This window comes from Leptospira congkakensis (assembly GCF_004770265.1).
In the GTDB taxonomy this organism is placed as follows: Bacteria; Spirochaetota; Leptospiria; order Leptospirales; family Leptospiraceae; genus Leptospira_A; species Leptospira_A congkakensis.
Genome location: NZ_RQGQ01000017.1, coordinates 140504 through 157317 on the forward strand (window position 1 = coordinate 140504; position 16814 = coordinate 157317).

The 16814-nt window shown below is 36.0% G+C and carries 14 protein-coding genes; 10 read left to right on the top strand and 4 right to left on the bottom strand.

Features of this window, described 5'->3' with window-relative positions; translation table 11 throughout:
- Nucleotides 1-27 precede the first annotated feature (27 nt).
- The 7 genes from EHQ70_RS14145 to EHQ70_RS14175 are packed head-to-tail and all read left to right on the top strand — an operon-like array spanning nucleotide 28 to nucleotide 10037.
- Nucleotides 28-1272, top strand: coding sequence for an amidohydrolase family protein (locus EHQ70_RS14145; RefSeq protein WP_135587467.1), 1245 nt, complete (start codon nucleotides 28-30; stop codon nucleotides 1270-1272).
- Complete coding sequence (locus EHQ70_RS14150) at nucleotides 1262-3346, top strand: sensor domain-containing protein (protein WP_135587469.1); 2085 nt, start codon at nucleotides 1262-1264, stop codon at nucleotides 3344-3346. Before EHQ70_RS14145 ends, EHQ70_RS14150 begins: the two co-directional genes overlap by 11 nt.
- 42 nt (nucleotides 3347-3388) lie before the next feature.
- Nucleotides 3389-5788 (top strand): phenylalanine--tRNA ligase subunit beta, encoded by a 2400-nt coding sequence (gene pheT / locus EHQ70_RS14155; protein WP_135587471.1) that lies wholly within the window; start codon nucleotides 3389-3391, stop codon nucleotides 5786-5788.
- A 47-nt stretch (nucleotides 5789-5835) separates the two neighbouring features.
- Entirely contained in the window at nucleotides 5836-7797 is a 1962-nt protein-coding gene (locus tag EHQ70_RS14160) for a 7TM diverse intracellular signaling domain-containing protein (protein WP_135587473.1), read from the top strand.
- 25 nt (nucleotides 7798-7822) lie between these two features.
- Nucleotides 7823-8380: a gamma carbonic anhydrase family protein gene (locus EHQ70_RS14165; protein ID WP_425270049.1), complete on the top strand. Its 558-nt coding sequence runs from the start codon at nucleotides 7823-7825 to the stop codon at nucleotides 8378-8380.
- 44 nt (nucleotides 8381-8424) lie between these two features.
- A complete protein-coding gene (locus tag EHQ70_RS14170) occupies nucleotides 8425-9663 on the top strand; it encodes an MFS transporter (RefSeq protein WP_135587477.1) in 1239 nt (412 codons plus the stop codon).
- A gap of 53 nt (nucleotides 9664-9716) precedes the next feature.
- A complete protein-coding gene (locus tag EHQ70_RS14175) occupies nucleotides 9717-10037 on the top strand; it encodes a DUF1330 domain-containing protein (protein WP_135587479.1) in 321 nt (106 codons plus the stop codon).
- Between the two features lie 2 nt (nucleotides 10038-10039).
- Here the strand turns inward: EHQ70_RS14175 and EHQ70_RS14180 are convergent, their stop codons facing one another.
- Nucleotides 10040-10543 (bottom strand): acyl-CoA thioesterase, encoded by a 504-nt coding sequence (locus EHQ70_RS14180; RefSeq protein WP_135587481.1) that lies wholly within the window; start codon nucleotides 10541-10543, stop codon nucleotides 10040-10042.
- An 89-nt stretch (nucleotides 10544-10632) separates the two neighbouring features.
- Between EHQ70_RS14180 and EHQ70_RS14185 the strand changes: the two genes are divergently transcribed.
- Nucleotides 10633-12525: a putative bifunctional diguanylate cyclase/phosphodiesterase gene (locus EHQ70_RS14185; RefSeq protein ID WP_135587483.1), complete on the top strand. Its 1893-nt coding sequence runs from the start codon at nucleotides 10633-10635 to the stop codon at nucleotides 12523-12525.
- Nucleotides 12526-12607: 82 nt separating this feature from the next.
- Entirely contained in the window at nucleotides 12608-13534 is a 927-nt protein-coding gene (locus EHQ70_RS14190; RefSeq protein WP_135587485.1) for a cation diffusion facilitator family transporter, read from the top strand.
- On the opposite strand, the gene EHQ70_RS14195 is transcribed toward EHQ70_RS14190, so the two are convergent.
- Both EHQ70_RS14195 and EHQ70_RS14200 read right to left on the bottom strand, forming a co-directional pair.
- A complete protein-coding gene (locus EHQ70_RS14195) occupies nucleotides 13526-14128 on the bottom strand; it encodes a glutathione S-transferase family protein (RefSeq protein WP_135587487.1) in 603 nt (200 codons plus the stop codon). The two genes, EHQ70_RS14190 and EHQ70_RS14195, sit on opposite strands and share 9 nt — an antisense overlap.
- Nucleotides 14112-14768 carry a DAPG hydrolase family protein gene (locus EHQ70_RS14200; RefSeq protein WP_135587489.1) on the bottom strand — a complete coding sequence of 219 codons (657 nt, stop codon included), beginning with the start codon at nucleotides 14766-14768 and terminating at the stop codon, nucleotides 14112-14114. Before EHQ70_RS14200 ends, EHQ70_RS14195 begins: the two co-directional genes overlap by 17 nt.
- A gap of 127 nt (nucleotides 14769-14895) precedes the next feature.
- On the opposite strand from EHQ70_RS14200, the gene EHQ70_RS14205 reads away from it, so the two are divergent.
- Nucleotides 14896-15552: a TetR/AcrR family transcriptional regulator gene (locus EHQ70_RS14205; protein WP_135587491.1), complete on the top strand. Its 657-nt coding sequence runs from the start codon at nucleotides 14896-14898 to the stop codon at nucleotides 15550-15552.
- 113 nt (nucleotides 15553-15665) lie between these two features.
- Here EHQ70_RS14205 and EHQ70_RS14210 read toward each other — a convergent pair whose 3' ends face one another.
- Complete coding sequence (locus EHQ70_RS14210) at nucleotides 15666-16772, bottom strand: MltA domain-containing protein (RefSeq protein WP_135587496.1); 1107 nt, start codon at nucleotides 16770-16772, stop codon at nucleotides 15666-15668.
- Between the last annotated feature and the right edge of the window lie 42 nt (nucleotides 16773-16814).

Sequence of the window (16814 nt, forward strand, 5' to 3'; positions counted from 1 at the left end):
TAGAATCTGCAGATTCATAGGGGCAAAATGGGAAAAATTGCAGGGAAGATCGTAACTCACGAAAGGGAATTCGAAGGCACAATCGAGTTTGATTCGAATACTGGGCTTATCACAGATGTGAAAGATGGGATCGATGCCGATGCTCGCCAGTTTTCTGATGGTTCGGTGATTTTTCCTGGTTTCGGAGATATCCACATCCATGCAAGAGAAGATGTGAGTGGAAAACATACTTACAAAGAAGATTTTATCTCAGCTGGTAACGCTGCCATCAATGGTGGTGTGATCCATGTGGCGGATATGCCAAACAATCCGGTTCCTCCTATTGATGATGAATCTTACGCCGCAAAACAAGCGCTCACCAAAAAAGCACCCATCCATATCACATTGTATGCAGGGATTGGACCTCATACCAAACCACTAACAAAAAAAGTTCCCTATAAAGTGTTTATGGGTCCGTCGATTGGAGAATTATTTTTTCATGACAATGCTTCTTTAGAAGAAGTCATCAAACACTATGTGGGCCAAGACATTAGTTTTCACTGCGAAGATCCAGAGATTTTAATCGCCAACCAATCACAACCCACACATGAAGAAAGACGTCCCAAAGAAGCAGAAACAGTGGCTACTGATTTTGCTTTGTATTTGATCGAAAAATACAACCTCAAAGGCAAACTTTGCCACTACTCGACAAAAGACGGTCTTTCTAAAATCATCGCGGCTAAAAAACGAGGAGTGAATGTAACTTGTGAAGTCACTCCCACTCATTTGATGTTTGATACGGATATGTTAACAGAAACCAATCATAAATGGTTTCAAATGAATCCACCACTTCGTGGCAAAGAAGATCGCGAAGCTATGGTAAAAGGAATTTTGGATGGACATATTGACTATTTAGCAACGGACCATGCCCCTCATTCCATAGAAGAAAAACAAAAAGGGACCAGTGGGATCTCTCAACTTGATACATATGGGTTGTTTGTCACCTATATGATACTCAAACTAAACATTCCTTTGCAGACCATAGCAATTATATGTTCCAAAAACCCAGGGGAATTTGTGGCTCCCTACCTACCTGACCAATTTGGCAAAGGAGTTGGGATCATTAATCAGGGTTATGCGGCGAATTTTTCTATCCTAAATTTAAAAAAACCAGTTGAATTTAAAAAATCAATGGTTAAAAGTAAGTCCGGCTGGTCACCCTTTGAAGGATTTAATTTTCCTGGATCCATTGAAGCAGTTTACTTTTTAGGCAAAGAAATACATGCAAAATGAGCCATTAGGCAGTAAAATTCTCTCTGGACTCACAGTTAAGTCACTCCTTGCCGAATATCCGAATAGTTTTCAAGTATTAGATTGGGAAGGAAATTTTGTTTCTGTTACCGAACGTTTTGCTCGGTTTTTAGAATTTGAACCCAAAAACATTGTCGGTAAATCTATCGTCGATTTTGCACACGAAGACGACAAAGAGAACACAAAATATACGTTTGATAGTTTGGGTGAAAATCCGAATATTTTAAACTTTGAAAACCGACTGGTCACCAATTCAAAAGAAGAAGTGTGGATCATTTGGTTGCTCATCCCTTTACGTGAGTCCAAAATCATTTTAGGTTTTGATCGCGATGTCACCATCCAAAAAGACATATCGTTTGAATTCCTCCTCCAACAACAAAAGTACAAATCTATTTTTGACAACTTACCGATGGGCATAGCCATCACTGATGAAAAAGGGAAAATTGTTGAAACCAATAAAACAGCAAGAACCTATTTTAACATCCAAGACGGGGAACTTTTAAATCGGACTTTAAACATTCGTAAATACACTCTCATCCAACCGAATGGAAATAAAATTTACCCGAGAAATTCCAGTCTGATGCGGGCGCTTCGTCACAAAGAAGTGATTCGTAATTTAGAAATTGGTCTGATCAAAGAAGATAAAATTACTTGGTTTGATATTTTAGCAACTCCCATTCCTATGGAAAACTTTGGGCTGGCGGTTGCTTTTCTCGACATCACACAAAGAAGGCATGCAGAAGAAAAAATTGCTTATATGGCATTTTTTGACCAACTCACAAACCTTCCCAATCGTAACTCTCTCATCGATAAACTATTTCCTATCTTTGAAGAAGCAAGAAGACATGGAAACCTTGTGGGAGTTCTTGCCATTGATTTGGATAATTTCAAAATCATCAATGATTCCAGAGGCCATGACTTTGGTGACAAAATCATCAAACTCGTTGCTTATCGAATCCGGGAAAGTATACGAGTGTATGATTTGATTAGCAGACAAGGTGGAGATGAATTCACCGTTGTACTACCTGATCTTTCGAACGAACGTGATGCGGCCGTCATTTCAGAATCCATTTTGGATGCGATGACCCATCCCTTTGTTATTGATGGAGAAAGAATATTCGTAAATATTTCCGTTGGGATCGCCTTATACCCAACAGACGGAAAAGACTCCAATACACTTCTAAAAAATGCAGACAGTGCCCTCAACTTGGCGAAATCCCAAGGAAAAAACTGTTATGTTTTTTTTACAGAAGAACTCCAAACCGTAGTCGCTGAACGATTAGAAATCGAAAATCGAATGCGGATTGCCATCATCGAAAATCAATTCACTTTGATGTACCAACCCAAAATCGATCTTTATACAAAAAAACCAACAGGTGTAGAAGCTCTCATTCGCTGGCGTCATCCGGAACGTGGGCTTATCTCTCCGAATGTTTTTATTCCTATCTCTGAAGAAACAGGAATGATTTTAGCAATTGGGGAATGGGTGATTAAATCAGCCATCCAAACCATGAGGTATTGGAAAGATGAAGGGGTCAGCGATGTTTCTATGGCGGTGAATATCTCCACCAAACAGTTCAAACACGAAAGACTCATCTCGACCATTGCAGAAAACTTAAAATTATTTAAAGTGGATCCACATGATTTAGAAGTGGAACTTACCGAAAGTTCTGTCATGGAAAATGCTGATGCTGCCGTTCGTACGATGCAAGAGATTCGAAAACTCGGGGCTAAAATCGCCATTGATGATTTTGGAACGGGATACAGTAGTTTGGGGTATTTGAAAAAACTTCCGATTTCCTCCTTAAAAATTGACCGTTCCTTTGTTTCCGAAATCACATCCGATAAAGATTCCAAAACCATCATCCATGCTGTTTCCAACCTAGCACATAACCTTGGTTTGAGTGTAGTTGCGGAAGGTGCAGAAACCGAAGAACAGGTGCAATTACTTGCAGAAAGTGGAGTTGACCTCATCCAAGGATTCTATTTTGCCAAACCGATGACTTCTGAGGATTGCCTTCAATTTCTGAAGGCAGAACTTGGAATTTCGGATTGACCCGTTCGCTTTCCCACCGTTTTTATCAATTAAGGATTTCACTTGAAACTTTCAGTTGATTGGTTAAACGAATTTACCCCGCTCTCCCAGATTCCGTTCGAAAAGGTTCTGGAAAAAATTAATACATCCATTTGCGAAATTGATGATGTGGAAGAATTTAAAGTCCACCTATCTTCGGTTATCACTGTCAAAATCAAATCACTGGAAAAACATCCCAATGCGGAAAAATTGCAAACAACCATCGCCACAGATGGTTCCAAGGAATACCAAATTGTCACTGCCGCCACCAATGTAAAGGTGGGTGACATTGTTCCTTTGGCCCTTCCAGGAACCAAACTGGATGGAAAAGAAATTTTAGATTCTGAACTTAGGGGTGTTCGTTCCCAAGGGATGTACTGTTCCGAAAAAGAATTGGGTCTCGCATTAGAATCCTCAGGAGTTTTGATTTTTCCCGCTGACACAAGTCTTGGAATCTCCGTTCGCAAACTTTATTTATGGGAAGATACCATTCTCACGATTGATAATAAATCCATCACACATAGACCAGACCTTTGGAATCATTTTGGATTTGCACGTGAACTCGCATCCCAACTCCAATTGCCTTTGAATGATTTTCCTTTCCAAGCAGATACAAAATGGGAATCCGGAAATGAAGGATTGGTCGTGGAAAAAACAGACAATGCACACGCATATTTTGTTTGTTCGATCCAAAACGTAAACATCAGTCCATCAAATACTAAAATCAAATCTAGACTCGAAAAATGTGGAATTCGTTCGATCAATAATGTTGTGGATGTTTCTAACTATCTTTTGTTAGAGCTTGGACAACCCACACATTTTTTTGACCGCGAAAGATTAAAGTCCACATCCTTTTCTGTTGTAAAATCAAAAGACGGCGACTCCTTTCCTTTGTTAGATGATACAACCCCTAAATTACAAAAAGATCTACTTCTCATTCAAAATGGAAAAGATTCCGTTGCCCTCGCAGGTGTGATGGGAGGAAAGGATTCTGCGGTGATCGATTCTACCAAAAACATAGTCATGGAATCGGCAGTTTTCAAAAGAGAAGATGTTCGTTATACAATCCGTAAAACCAATATTCGTACAGAATCGGCAGTTCGTTATGAAAAAGGTTTAGATAGTTATACTTGTTTGCCTGTGATGAAACGTGCTGTGCAATTATTAAAAGAAAACGGAAATCCAAACATCAAAGTATATGAACCACAGGGTTTCAACCAAACAGAATCAAAATCGGTTTCCATTCAAACGAATCTAACTTTCCTACGTAATAAATTAGGTAAAAACATTTCACAAAGTGAAGTGACAGAAATCCTAAACAGACTTGGATTTAAAGTCACAAACAAGGAAGAAGAATTAACAGTTCTTGTTCCTAAATACAGACAAAACTACGATGTTACCATCCCTGAAGATCTTGTGGAAGAAATTGGAAGGACCATTGGTTATGCTTCTATCAAAACCGAAGCACTTTCTATGGCAGTAGAAACACCAATTCGTAATCCATTACGTGAATTAGAAAGAAGAGTCAAAAACTTTCTCGCTTTAGAAGTGGGATTCAATGAAGTTTATAATTATTCTTTTGCTTCCCCTACTGATTCTAAATTTGAATCAAAAGAAGAAAGTTCGTCTTTAAAAATTGCGAATGAAATGCCCGACGAATATTCCTTACTCCGAAATAGTTTATTTCCTGGCCTTATCAAACAAGCCAAACTCAACCAAGACCGATTCGAATCTGTTAATTTGTTTGAATTAGGTAGAACCTATCACAAAGAAGGAAAGGGAACGGAACTCGCAGAAGAAAGACGTTGGGTGTCGATCCTTTCTCTTTCCAAAAACAAACCAAATGATCTAACAGCGGTTGAATTGGAATTTTTACAAATCAGAGAAACCATTTCTGAACTTTTCCAATATTTAAACTTACCTAAATTCGAATGGGCAAAAACCAATAGAAATTACTTCCATCCTAACGCCGGACTTGTTCTTTCTTATGATGAAACAGAAATCGTGGAATTAGGAATCCTTCACACTCGTTATGCGGATGAATATGATTTAAAACGCAGAGCCATTCTTTCTAAAATCAATATGGAAACGTTAGTGGAAGTTTGGGAAAAGTATGGAAGGAATTCGCATTTTGTTCCACCATCTAACTTTCCACAAGGTCAATTGGATCTTTCTCTACTGATGAACGAAAAAGATTCGACTGAGTCTTTTGCAAACTTAGTACAAACGATGAAGATTCCAGAGTTAGAATCAGTATTTGTTCAAACCATCTTTAAAGGTGAAACAGTAGGTGAAGGAAAAAAATCTGTTACCTATCGTTTTAAACTTATGTCCTATGACAAAACGTTTACCCAAGAAAGGTTTAAAGAACTTTCGGATTCACTTGTAGAAACAGCAAAAGCGAACGGCTATAACTTACGATAAATTTGTTTTGACAACTCCCGATTTTTATCGGGAAATCATCCGAGTTTATGCGGACACTCCTAACAGTCATTTTGTCGGGTTTGGCACTATCATGTTCCCGATTGGAAATTCAAAAGTCCATCACAGATGATAGTTTTGTTCCGCAAAAAATCGATTATGCAATCTCTTCTGCCACTGAAGTCAATTTTCAAAAACTCCGTTGGACACCTATCTTTAAAAACAACTTAAGTTTGGGTTTCCAATCGGATCATGTATACCTTAGAATCAAAGCAACCAACCAAACTTCCGCAAACAAACTGATTCTCGATTTAGGAAATCCACATTTAGATTTTGTTCGTGTATATGAAGATGGAAACCCTGAACCCATAAAAGAAGGTGGTGATTTTATCGCACATTCACACTGGGATGCGTTTTCAAAATCCATCGCTTTCGAATTGGATTGGAAAGAAAATGAAACCAAAACATTAATTTTAGAAACCAAATCTTCATCAAATGTAAGTTATTTGATTCGTTTTTATTCCAAAGATACTTTTTATTTAAAAGAAAATTTAGAAAACACAATTCTCGGATTTTTTTACGGAACCATATTCATTATGGTAATTTACAATTTATTCATTTATTTTATCTTAAAAGAAAAAGCATACATCACTTATTCCGTATCCATTTTTTTTAATTTGGCCCTACAGATGTATTTGAATGGAATATTAAACCAAGTGATCACTCTTGATCATCCAGAAATTCACAATCGGATTGGTAGCATCATTGTTACCTGTTCAGCTGTATCTGGTTGGACTTTTGCTCAACAAACTTTGAATCTACGAGAATCAAATCCCTGGTCTCATAGACTCATTCAATCTTTAAAAATTATTGTTTTGTTTTATATTTTGATTCCTTATTCTTATTTGCCCATAAACATTGCTGTTCGTTTAGGAAATCTCATTGCGCAGTTATTTGTAGTTTCTGTCCTTGTTGTTGCTTTAATCAATTATAGTACAGGAAACAAACAAGCAAGGTTGTTTCTTTTTGGTTGGATTACATTATTATTTGGAATTTTGATGTATACTTTGATGCAAAATGGTGTTTTGCCAGTAAATCTATTTACGATTTATGCAAATCAAATTGGTTCCACTTTGGAAGCGGGAATTTTATCACTTGCTCTCGCCAATAAAATCAATGAACTAAAAGAAGAAAAAGCCAATACTCAAGCCTTAGCACTTGTCACTCTTGAAGAAAAAGTAAGAGAACGAACCAAAACTTTGGATGAATCATTGAACTTAATCAAAAAGGATTTAAACGTTGCTAAAAAAATCCAAAAAACTTTGTTCTCTGATATCAAAACAAGTGATCCCAGAATCCACTTTCATTCCTATTACCAATCGATGTCAGAAGTCGGTGGTGATTTTTATGACTTAACACAAGTAAAACCTGATTACTATCGTATCTTTGTAGCAGATGCCACGGGGCATGGAATCCAAGCTGCTCTCATTACCATGGCGATCAAAGCCGAATATGAATCACTCAAAATGATTTATGACCATCCAGATGATTTGGTCTTTCATATGAACCAAATCTTTATCAATAAATATAGTAATATCCAAACTATTTTCACATGTTCTGTCTGTGATATTGATCTTAAAAACAAATTATTGTTTTATGCCTCAGCCGGCCACCCAGACCAAATCCACCAAAGAGTTTATGATATCAAATTACTTCCAAGAACTGGAAAAATCATTGGGCTTATGGACCATACCCAGTATAGAATCATCGAACACCAGATCGAAGAAGGGGATCGGATTTTCCTTTTTACCGATGGAATCTTTGAACAGTTCAATGAAGAGAAAGAACTCTTTGGAGAAGAGCGTTTGTATGATATTTTAAAAGAGAACCTAAAGATGAGTTTGGATCATACAATGGCAAAAGTACTCAGTGAACTAGCTTCGTTTACTGAAGGAGACGTAAAACAAGACGATATTACATTTATCGGTTGCGAAATTCAAAGTCTAAGTTGATTTTGATATCATGTCCTATTCAGAAATTCCTGTTTTTACTAAACCGTTCATCCACCCTTCTGCAACTGCCTTTGGTATGATCGAATATGGAACTTCCGTATCTTTATGGCCAGGTGCAGTGGTACGAGCCGATATGAACACAATCAAACTAGGAAGTTATGTCAATATTCAAGACAATTCCACATTGCATACAGATAGCACAAGCCCCATTTCGATCGGAGAATGGACGTTAGTTGGCCATAATGTAATGATACATGGTTGTAAAATTGGGAGAGGAGTTCTTGTTGGAATTGGTTCTGTCGTTTTAGATAATGCAGAAATAGGTGACGGTTCCCAAATTGCTGCGGGTTGTATGATTCGCGGAGGAAAAAAAATCCCGCCAAGATCCCTTGTGGTTCCCAATGGTTCGGATATCAAAATTTTTCCGGGTAAGGCAAAACCAGAATTAACAGTAGCAGGTTGTATCGAATACGCCCATCTTTCTGTTCGTTTTGAAAAAAATATCTTTGTTCCTTTTCAAAAAGAAGAAGAAACCCATTTTGTAAACCAAGCGAAAGAAATCATTTCAAACTTAGGAATCTAAGTTTTCAAAATACGATTTCCGACTGTCTAAAACATGTCTCCCTTATGAAAAAAATTATAGATAAACTGCAAATTCTGGGAATTTTTTCGATCACACAAACTGTCTTTCAAATTGGAACTGTTATGATTATGGCAGTCTCTGCGTTGGCAGGGCAAAACATAGCACCCTCTCCTGAATCTGCTTCTTTACCCATATCCTTTGTGATTTTAGGAACCCTGCTCGGTTTAATTCCTGCTTCCAGAATCATGAAATGGAAAGGAAGTAAATTTGGATTACTTACAGGAACAGTCATTGGAATTTTTGGTGCTGCCCTTATATCTTACGCTATGTACGAGAAAATTTTTATTCTTTTCTCCATTGCACATTTGTTATATGGATTTCACCAAGCCTTTGTCCAGTACTTACGATTTGTTGCCATGGAATCGGTTCCTACTCATGATAGAGCCAGTGCCTTGTCTTGGATTTTAATCGCAGGAATTCCTGCGGCTTTTCTCGGCCCACTTGCAGGCCTCTATGGAAAAGAACTTTTTCCAAATTCATTATATTTAGGATGTTATCTAATTTTAATTTTTAACTTATGTTTGCAATTTTTCTTTATTCTGTTTTTACCAACACCTAACAAAGAATCTTCAAACATAACGAAACATCAAACGGAACCTTCGCCCAGATTCGCCATTCGTCCGTTCTCTTATCATATTCAAAATTTTGGACTATGGGTTTCCATTTTAGCAACTGCCTTTAGTTTTGGAATCATGGCAATGCTTATGTCTGCTTTACCAGTGGCAATGAAATCACATGGCCACGAAATGCATGCATCTACATTGGTATTACAATGGCATATTTTAGGAATGTACATTCCTTCTTTTTTCTCAGGTCAATTGGTGCGGAAAATGACAGCACCCTATTTGATTCTTTTGGGAATTTTTGTGATGGCACTGGAAAGTTTTGCCGCAGTTCAAGGAACTGATTTTTTACCCTTTGCAACAGCCTTGATTTTACTCGGTATTGGTTGGAATTTTATGTATGTAGGTGGAACAAACCTACTTGTCGAACAATACCATCCTTCTGAAAAAAACAGCATCCAAGCAGTAAATGATACAATCGTTTATTCTTTTGCAATCCTTTCCACCTATAGCGCAGGTTATTTGGAAAACAAAATTGGTTGGCTTTCTCTCAATTTAGTAAGTATTCCTTTTTTGATTATAATGGCTGCATTGGTCATTTTCTTTATCATACACAATCGCAAAAAATCAAAGATTATATCCACGATGGTTGGTACATAAAACAACTTTGAGATGATTCAAAACATGGCTTAATTTTAAATAGGGCAAACGATATGGAAAAAAATTTATTATCTTATGAAACGATTGTTGGTTTAAAAGTAAAAGATGACCAACTGTATTCTGAATACCGAAAGGCAATGGGTAGTATTTTAGAAAAGTATGAAGGTGGATTTCGTTATGATTTTAGAATAGAGGAAACATTAAAATCAGAAACGGAAAACCCTATCAATCGAGTTTTTTTGATTTTTTTCAAAAACAAGGAAAGAAAGGATCGTTTTTTTGCTGATCCTGACTATTTAAAAGTTAGAGAAAAATATTTTGTTCCTTCTGTGGAAGTGACTACCATAATCGCTGAGTATGAACGGTATTTTTAAATCTATTTTCTTCCGACTTTGATTCTAGCTGCAAATTCCTTTGCCATTTCAATTCGGAGTTTTCCTTCTGCATATCTACGTTTTTCCAGTTCCGATTCCAATCGTAAGGGAGGAACGGGACAAGGTTTTTTATTTGAGTCCAAAGCAACAAACGATAGATAGGCGGTTGTGGCTCGAACCATTTCTCCAGTATATGGATTTTCTCGATTTACTTGCACCCCTACTTCCATCGAAGTAGTTCCCACGTAATTTACCATGGCTTTCAAATTCACATGGTCACCGATTTGAATTGGTGTGATGAAGTTAATTCGATCTATACTTGCCGTCACAGCTTCGTGACCAGAATGTCTTTGTGCTGACATAGCTGCAATCGAATCGATCCAACTCATAATGGCTCCACCGAATGCTGTTCCGTAATGGTTAGCATCATTAGGAAGAACAAGATGTCTAGTTTCTACTGCAGAATCTTGGGGAGACTTGGCCGGTAAATCATTAGTATTCGTCACAATGAGGATAACTTAGTCCTGACCAATCATTAAGAAAAGGCTTTTTTAAAGTTTTCTCAGGTAAGTTCAAGTCGTCTAATGATAATCAAATGGTAACAGAGAAAGCTAACTATGTCTATTGGACGAAATTCAGGAAGGATACAACCCCCCTGCTTCGTCGTTTTATATTCATTGCAGCGACTTTGTTTATTATTGCAGCTTTTTTGCATGTAGTTCCATTTTTTACAAACCAAGGAGAAATTGATTATATTTTCTTTTTTGTAGATCTCTCGATTGCAGTCATTTTATATCTAGAATATCTATTAAAAAATAGAGTCCCTCTGATCATCAGAGTTTTTAGTTTAATTGGTACCGCTGTTTTTATTTCTGTTTTATCTTTTATCCGAAGTGGACTACTCGGAACTGGTGAAATCTCATTAGCATTCATCATTATTTCTTTTTTTGTTTTTCTTCCACCTATCATCAGTTTAATTTCATCTCTCTTAATTTCCATGCTTCCTGGAATATTTGGTGTTATGGTGTATTTTTCCTGGATACAATTTCCAGAATTCTTAGGAATGAGAAACAATAGTCCAAGAGAGTGGTATTTTAAATCCATTAGTCTTGTTATTTTTTCCATTCTAAGTGGATTTTTAATCCAAAGGCTTAGAGCAAAGTTAATTAAAAATATAGTTTATCTCAAAGAATCGAGAAGCAAAATATTAAAATCTCAAAAACATATCGATAAACTTGCATTTTATGATTCCTTAACTCATCTTCCAAATCGTTATCTTTTTGAAAAGTTGATTCAAAACAGAATTCATTCAGGTGTTAAGGAGGCATTTTTACTTTTAATCAATTTAAAAGGATTAAAAGTAATCAATGCACTTCATGGAATAGGATTTGGTGATCAAATATTAGCATTAACTGGTTGCGTGTTAAAATTATATTCAGATGAACAACCAGATTTATTAGTCGCAAGTTTAGGAGGAGATCAATTCATTCTTTGGATCGAAAATTCATCTAAAACAAAAATTGAAGATGCAATTATCAAATTTGATCTTAACAACAACGAATTACTCACTCCAGAAAATTTAGGTCATCGATTACAATACCGAGCATCGGGAATTCAATACCCTATTGACGCGAACCATATTGATGAAGTTATTCGTAAACTTTCTATAGCAATGAATGTAGCAAGAGAAGAGACTTTGCCAAAATTAGTTTGGTTTCAACCTGGAATGGAATTAAAAATCGAAAGAGAACAAAAACTCAAAATATATTTAGAAAAAACCATTAACGAAAAAAACTTTAAAATTGCTTACCAAGAGAAAGTTGATATCATTACGAAAAAAACAATTGGACTCGAAGCTCTGGCCAGGTGGAATGCACCTGAATTTGGAAATGTTCCTCCTGATGAGTTCATCCCCATTATCACAAAATCAGAGTTAATTGTTCCATTTGGAAAATGTATTTTTGAGAAAGTTCTTTCTCACATCCCAAAACTACTAAAATCTTTTGGAAATGACATCCAAATTTCGATTAACATTTCACCTATTTTCTTTTTATATCCAAACTTCAATGAATATATCATTCAATGTTTAACGGAACAAAAAATTGAACCGAAAAACATTATATTCGAAATCACAGAGGATGTGTTTTTAGATGAAATTGAAACCATACAGAGAATTGTTTCCGAACTTAGATCCAAAGGTATTTCTGTTTCACTGGATGATTTTGGAAAGGGGTATTCATCACTTCATTATATGCAGAAAATTCAATTTGATGAATTAAAAATTGATAAATCGTTTTTAGATGATATTGCAAGTTCTGATAGGAATTTTTCACTACTAGAATCGATTTGCCGTTTAGCAGATTCTTTGGGATTAAAAACAATTGCAGAAGGAATTGAAAACGAAGAACAAATCCTTCGTTTAAAACAAACCTCTTGCCATGTAGTCCAAGGTTATCTATATTCAAGACCAGAAATACTGTTTGATTAACAAATTCGAATTTCCAATTAACATCTATTTTCCTTCTCTTTCTTAGTTGCAGAGAAAAATCAAATCTAAAAATATATCCTGTATGGGACAAGGTCATAATCATTCTAAACACGACCACCACGTGCACGATCATAACCATCTTCATACAACTTCCACTTCTAAAAATTTAGCCTGGGCTTTTGCACTTAACTTAAGTTTTTCTCTTATAGAATTGGTTGGAGGAATTTTTTCCAATAGTATTGCCATCATTTCCGACGCCTTCCATGATTTTGGCGATGCATTGTCATTGGCTCTCGTTTGGTATCTACAAAAAGTTTCAACAAAACCTAAAGACAATTTATTTGACTATGGATACAAACGTTTCTCCATACTTGGTGCACTCATCATTTCAGTAATCCTTTCTGTTGGATCCATATTTATGATCATCGAATCTATAAAAAGATTCATCACTCCAGAAGAAACTAAAGCAGATGTTATGTTTATACTCGCCATCATTGGTGTTGTTGTTAATGGTGTTGCTATGATTCGACTCAACCATGGCAAATCATTATCCGAGAAAGCAGTGTTCCTTCATTTTTTAGAAGATATACTTGGATGGGTTGCAGTTCTTATTGGCAGCGTTGTTATGATGTACTTTAAGTTTCCTTGGTTTGATCCATTATTATCTCTGCTTATTGCTTTATGGATTTTATGGAATGCTTACGGTAATATCAAACAAGTAATGATTGTGATGTTACAAGCAGTTCCAGAATCTGTTGATCGTACTGACCTTATCGAACATTGGGAAAAAATCAAAGGAATTCAGTCGGTTCACGATATCAAAATCTGGAGTTTAGATGGAAGTCATCATGTAGCTTCTTTACATGTACTCATAGACAAATCAGTCAAACTAAATGAATTTCAAAATATTAAAGAAAAGATTAGAGAAATTGCCTTGGAGTTTGAAATTATTCACACTACTATCGAATTAGAAACTGACGTCGAACAATGTAAACTTCATTCAGACTGAATTCATTGGTCTGAATTTATCTAAAGATTGGATTTGTTTGATCCAATCTAAGATTTTTGGATATAACGATAAATCAAATCCACCTTCATGAGCAACATGAGTGTAAGCAAACAAAGATATATCTGCGGTAGTTATAAAATCTCCTACCAGAAATTTAGTTTTTGTTAGCTGTGTTTCCATAACTTGTAAGGCTTTATGACCACCCACTTGTTTTGATTCGTATTCGGCACGCCTCTCCTCAGGAATTCCCAAATAATGGCTGATAAATCTTGCTACTGCAATGTATGGTTCATGACTGTACTGTTCAAAAAACTGCCATTGTAACACTTTAGCTCTTTCAAAGTTATCTTTGGGAAGCAGATGACTTCCTTCCGCTAAAAAATTTAGAATGGCATTGGACTCAGATAAAATCCTTCCATCGTTCCAAATCAAAACGGGAATTTTTCCATTTGGATTCATTTTTAAAAATGAATCGGTTTTGGTTTCTCCTTTTTTGATATCAACATCTAACCATTCATAAGGAATTTCTAAGAACGAAGTTACAAGTAAAAGTTTATAACTATTTCCTGATTTTTTGTCACCGTAAATTTTCATTTTCTTTCCTATAAAGATTTGGCAAAAATCTTTCGAACTGACCCACCTCTTCAATGTTATGTTTGATCCAAAAAAAACCGTGTTGTTTGTCAAAAAACAAAAACTCAAAGAATGGTCGTATCAACTTAAAACTCAGTCCCTTCCATCCAACAATCAAACAATTTTCATAACGAGTTCCTTCGTTACTGTCCTTAAAACTATATTCCATTCTTGCTATAGGCAAAAACCCATAAAGTTTTGGATTATGAACGAAACCTTCTTCATCTAATTTTTCGATAGGACTCACTACATTTACTAAATAACTCTTATTCCTACCTAAGTATTCTACAATTCGAAGTTCCGCCCCTGGTCCCACACTGCCATCAGGTTTTCGTTTTTCATAACTGACATGGACATGATCTTCTGGATGCCATACATGATAACGATTGTAAATCTTTCCTTCATATTCGATTTCCCCTTCCAAATGTTGGAACCACCAAACCAACATTTTTGGATGTACGCCTCTGATTGTATCATGGCGAATCCAATATTTGACCCGTCCATCCGCAAGTATCTCCCTTCCTGATTCCGCGGATTCCACGGACTTACGATTCCATTGAATTTCTAACTTTGGTAGTAAACCCAACTTGACTTTTTTCATTTCGACTCTCCTTGTACAGTAATCACTATACCTAGTTATTTCAATGTAAAGTAAATACTATACAAAAAATCAATCGAAAAAATTACCCATGTATAAAAAATGATTCCAAACGGACTCGGGTGAACCCATGAAACTGACCTTAAAATTACTACAAAATGAATTTAATGCTTATCAAAATCCAGAGTCGGAAAAGGAAAAAGACATAGTAAAAGCGGCTGAGGATGTATTTGCTGAATTAGGATTTACCGGCGCCACAACAGCAGAGTTAGCGAAAAGAGCTGGCGTTACAGAACGTACACTCTTTAAATACTTTCCTTCAAAAAATGATTTATACAGACGGGTTTTATCGGGATTACTTCTTTCAACGATTGTACCTGGTCATATGTCCGATCTAAAAGAAAGACTAGAATCGCTGAAACCAAATTTCAAAGATTGGTACATTTCAATTTTAAAAGCAAGGTATGATGCCGTAGCACAAGAACCCAAAAAATTAAAACTACTTCTTGGTGCCCTTCTTTTCTCCAAAGAATTTTCCGAGATCTTTGGTAATCTTTGGAAAATAAACCTATATGATACTTCCGTAAAAGCCATCCAATACTTTCAAGAAATGGGTGATATCAGAAAGGATTTAGATGCAGAGCAAATTGTTAGAGCCTCTTTTAGTTTGGGTGCTAGTTTTTTGATTACAAAATTTGTATTAGCACCAAAGTTTCCCTTGGATCCAAACCAAGAAATCGAAACTCTTTTTGTGATTTTCTTTCAAGGAATAAAAAATGAAAAGTAAAAGTTCTCAAATATCGCGAAGGCTCTAAAACCTCAGATGATGTTCTTCAAAATTATTTTATGACTATTTAATTCATTTTTAAACCATTTGAATTATCTAGTAATAGAAGAGACTTATTTATTTCTAGTTTTCTCCTTTTTGGGAAGTAACAAAGTTACTTTTCCTTTGGTTAACAAATTGTTTGCCATTTCTTCCACACCATCACCACTTCCCAAATAATAATCCAAACGACCCGCACCAGTAATTGCATTGCCTCTATCATGAACAAACACCAACCGATTGTTTATTACTTCTCCTCTCGATGAAAAGGAAAGTAATATGGGTAATCCTAACGGAATTTGTTTGTCCATAGCAACGGATCGAAATGAGACCAATCGAATTCCAGCACTACCCAATGGTCCAAAGAAACTTTCATTTAGTTGTGTTTTTGGCAAAGATTCTTTTTCAAAAAATATATATCTTGGATTCATTAAAATGGCTTCAGTAACTTCTTTAGGTTTGGATTGAATGCAATTTGAAAGATGGTATGGTTTTAAACTGGGGCAAATTCCTTGTAGGTGAACAGAAGGACTAATATAATTCTGATCATTGTCGGCTGCATAATTGATTCGAAATTTTTCTTTTGTTTCTGTTTCAACAAATGCGGATCCTTCCAACTGAGCTAAATGTAAGTCTGTCAAACGCAAAAAAACAATTGGTTTGGAATATTTTTCCCAAACAGACCTTTGATTCCACTTTTCCCTAAGAAAGAATTTTGGATTTTCGGACATCGTTTGATCAGATTTTGGCGGAGACAATGCAGGGTATTGATATTCTCCTTCTGGTTTACTTTTTCCATTAATTCGTACTTCATAATATCCTGTTATAGTGGGAGGACCATCAGAAGGGCTCAATTCAATGAATAAAAATTGTTTTTTGATTTCATTTTGAATTTTGTGAGAGGGTGTATCTCGGATTACCGTTTGGAGATTTTCTAAAGAATGAAGAATCTCTTCATTTGTATATTCCTCATCCCCAAAACGTAATTTGGTATCTTTTGGCATCCGCTTAAAATGTTGGATGGACTCTTTGAAAGCAAACTCTAGATTTGGATCTTTTGTTGGCTCGGCAAGTAAAGCCATAGTCGAAAGGAAACCGATCACAAAGGAAACCGAGGTAATTTTGAACATCAGGCGAAAAGGTAAGTCACTTTCTTTTTTCAGCTGGTTACCTTTGCACATAGAGTATGGTTTCGTTTGGCACCAAGATTTTGAATACCTTTA

Excerpts from the sequence above, each read along its gene's own strand:
- EHQ70_RS14185 (WP_135587483.1), top strand. The coding sequence starts at position 10,633 with ATGGTAACAGAGAAAGCTAACTATGTCTATTGGACGAAATTCAGGAAG.
- EHQ70_RS14175 (WP_135587479.1), top strand. The coding sequence starts at position 9,717 with ATGGAAAAAAATTTATTATCTTATGAAACGATTGTTGGTTTAAAAGTA.
- EHQ70_RS14195 (WP_135587487.1), bottom strand. The coding sequence starts at position 14,128 with ATGAAAATTTACGGTGACAAAAAATCAGGAAATAGTTATAAACTTTTA.
- EHQ70_RS14190 (WP_135587485.1), top strand. The coding sequence starts at position 12,608 with ATGGGACAAGGTCATAATCATTCTAAACACGACCACCACGTGCACGAT.
- EHQ70_RS14160 (WP_135587473.1), top strand. The coding sequence starts at position 5,836 with ATGCGGACACTCCTAACAGTCATTTTGTCGGGTTTGGCACTATCATGT.
- EHQ70_RS14210 (WP_135587496.1), bottom strand. The coding sequence starts at position 16,772 with ATGTGCAAAGGTAACCAGCTGAAAAAAGAAAGTGACTTACCTTTTCGC.
- EHQ70_RS14200 (WP_135587489.1), bottom strand. The coding sequence starts at position 14,768 with ATGAAAAAAGTCAAGTTGGGTTTACTACCAAAGTTAGAAATTCAATGG.
- EHQ70_RS14145 (WP_135587467.1), top strand. The coding sequence starts at position 28 with ATGGGAAAAATTGCAGGGAAGATCGTAACTCACGAAAGGGAATTCGAA.
- EHQ70_RS14150 (WP_135587469.1), top strand. The coding sequence starts at position 1,262 with ATGCAAAATGAGCCATTAGGCAGTAAAATTCTCTCTGGACTCACAGTT.
- EHQ70_RS14205 (WP_135587491.1), top strand. The coding sequence starts at position 14,896 with ATGAAACTGACCTTAAAATTACTACAAAATGAATTTAATGCTTATCAA.
- EHQ70_RS14170 (WP_135587477.1), top strand. The coding sequence starts at position 8,425 with ATGAAAAAAATTATAGATAAACTGCAAATTCTGGGAATTTTTTCGATC.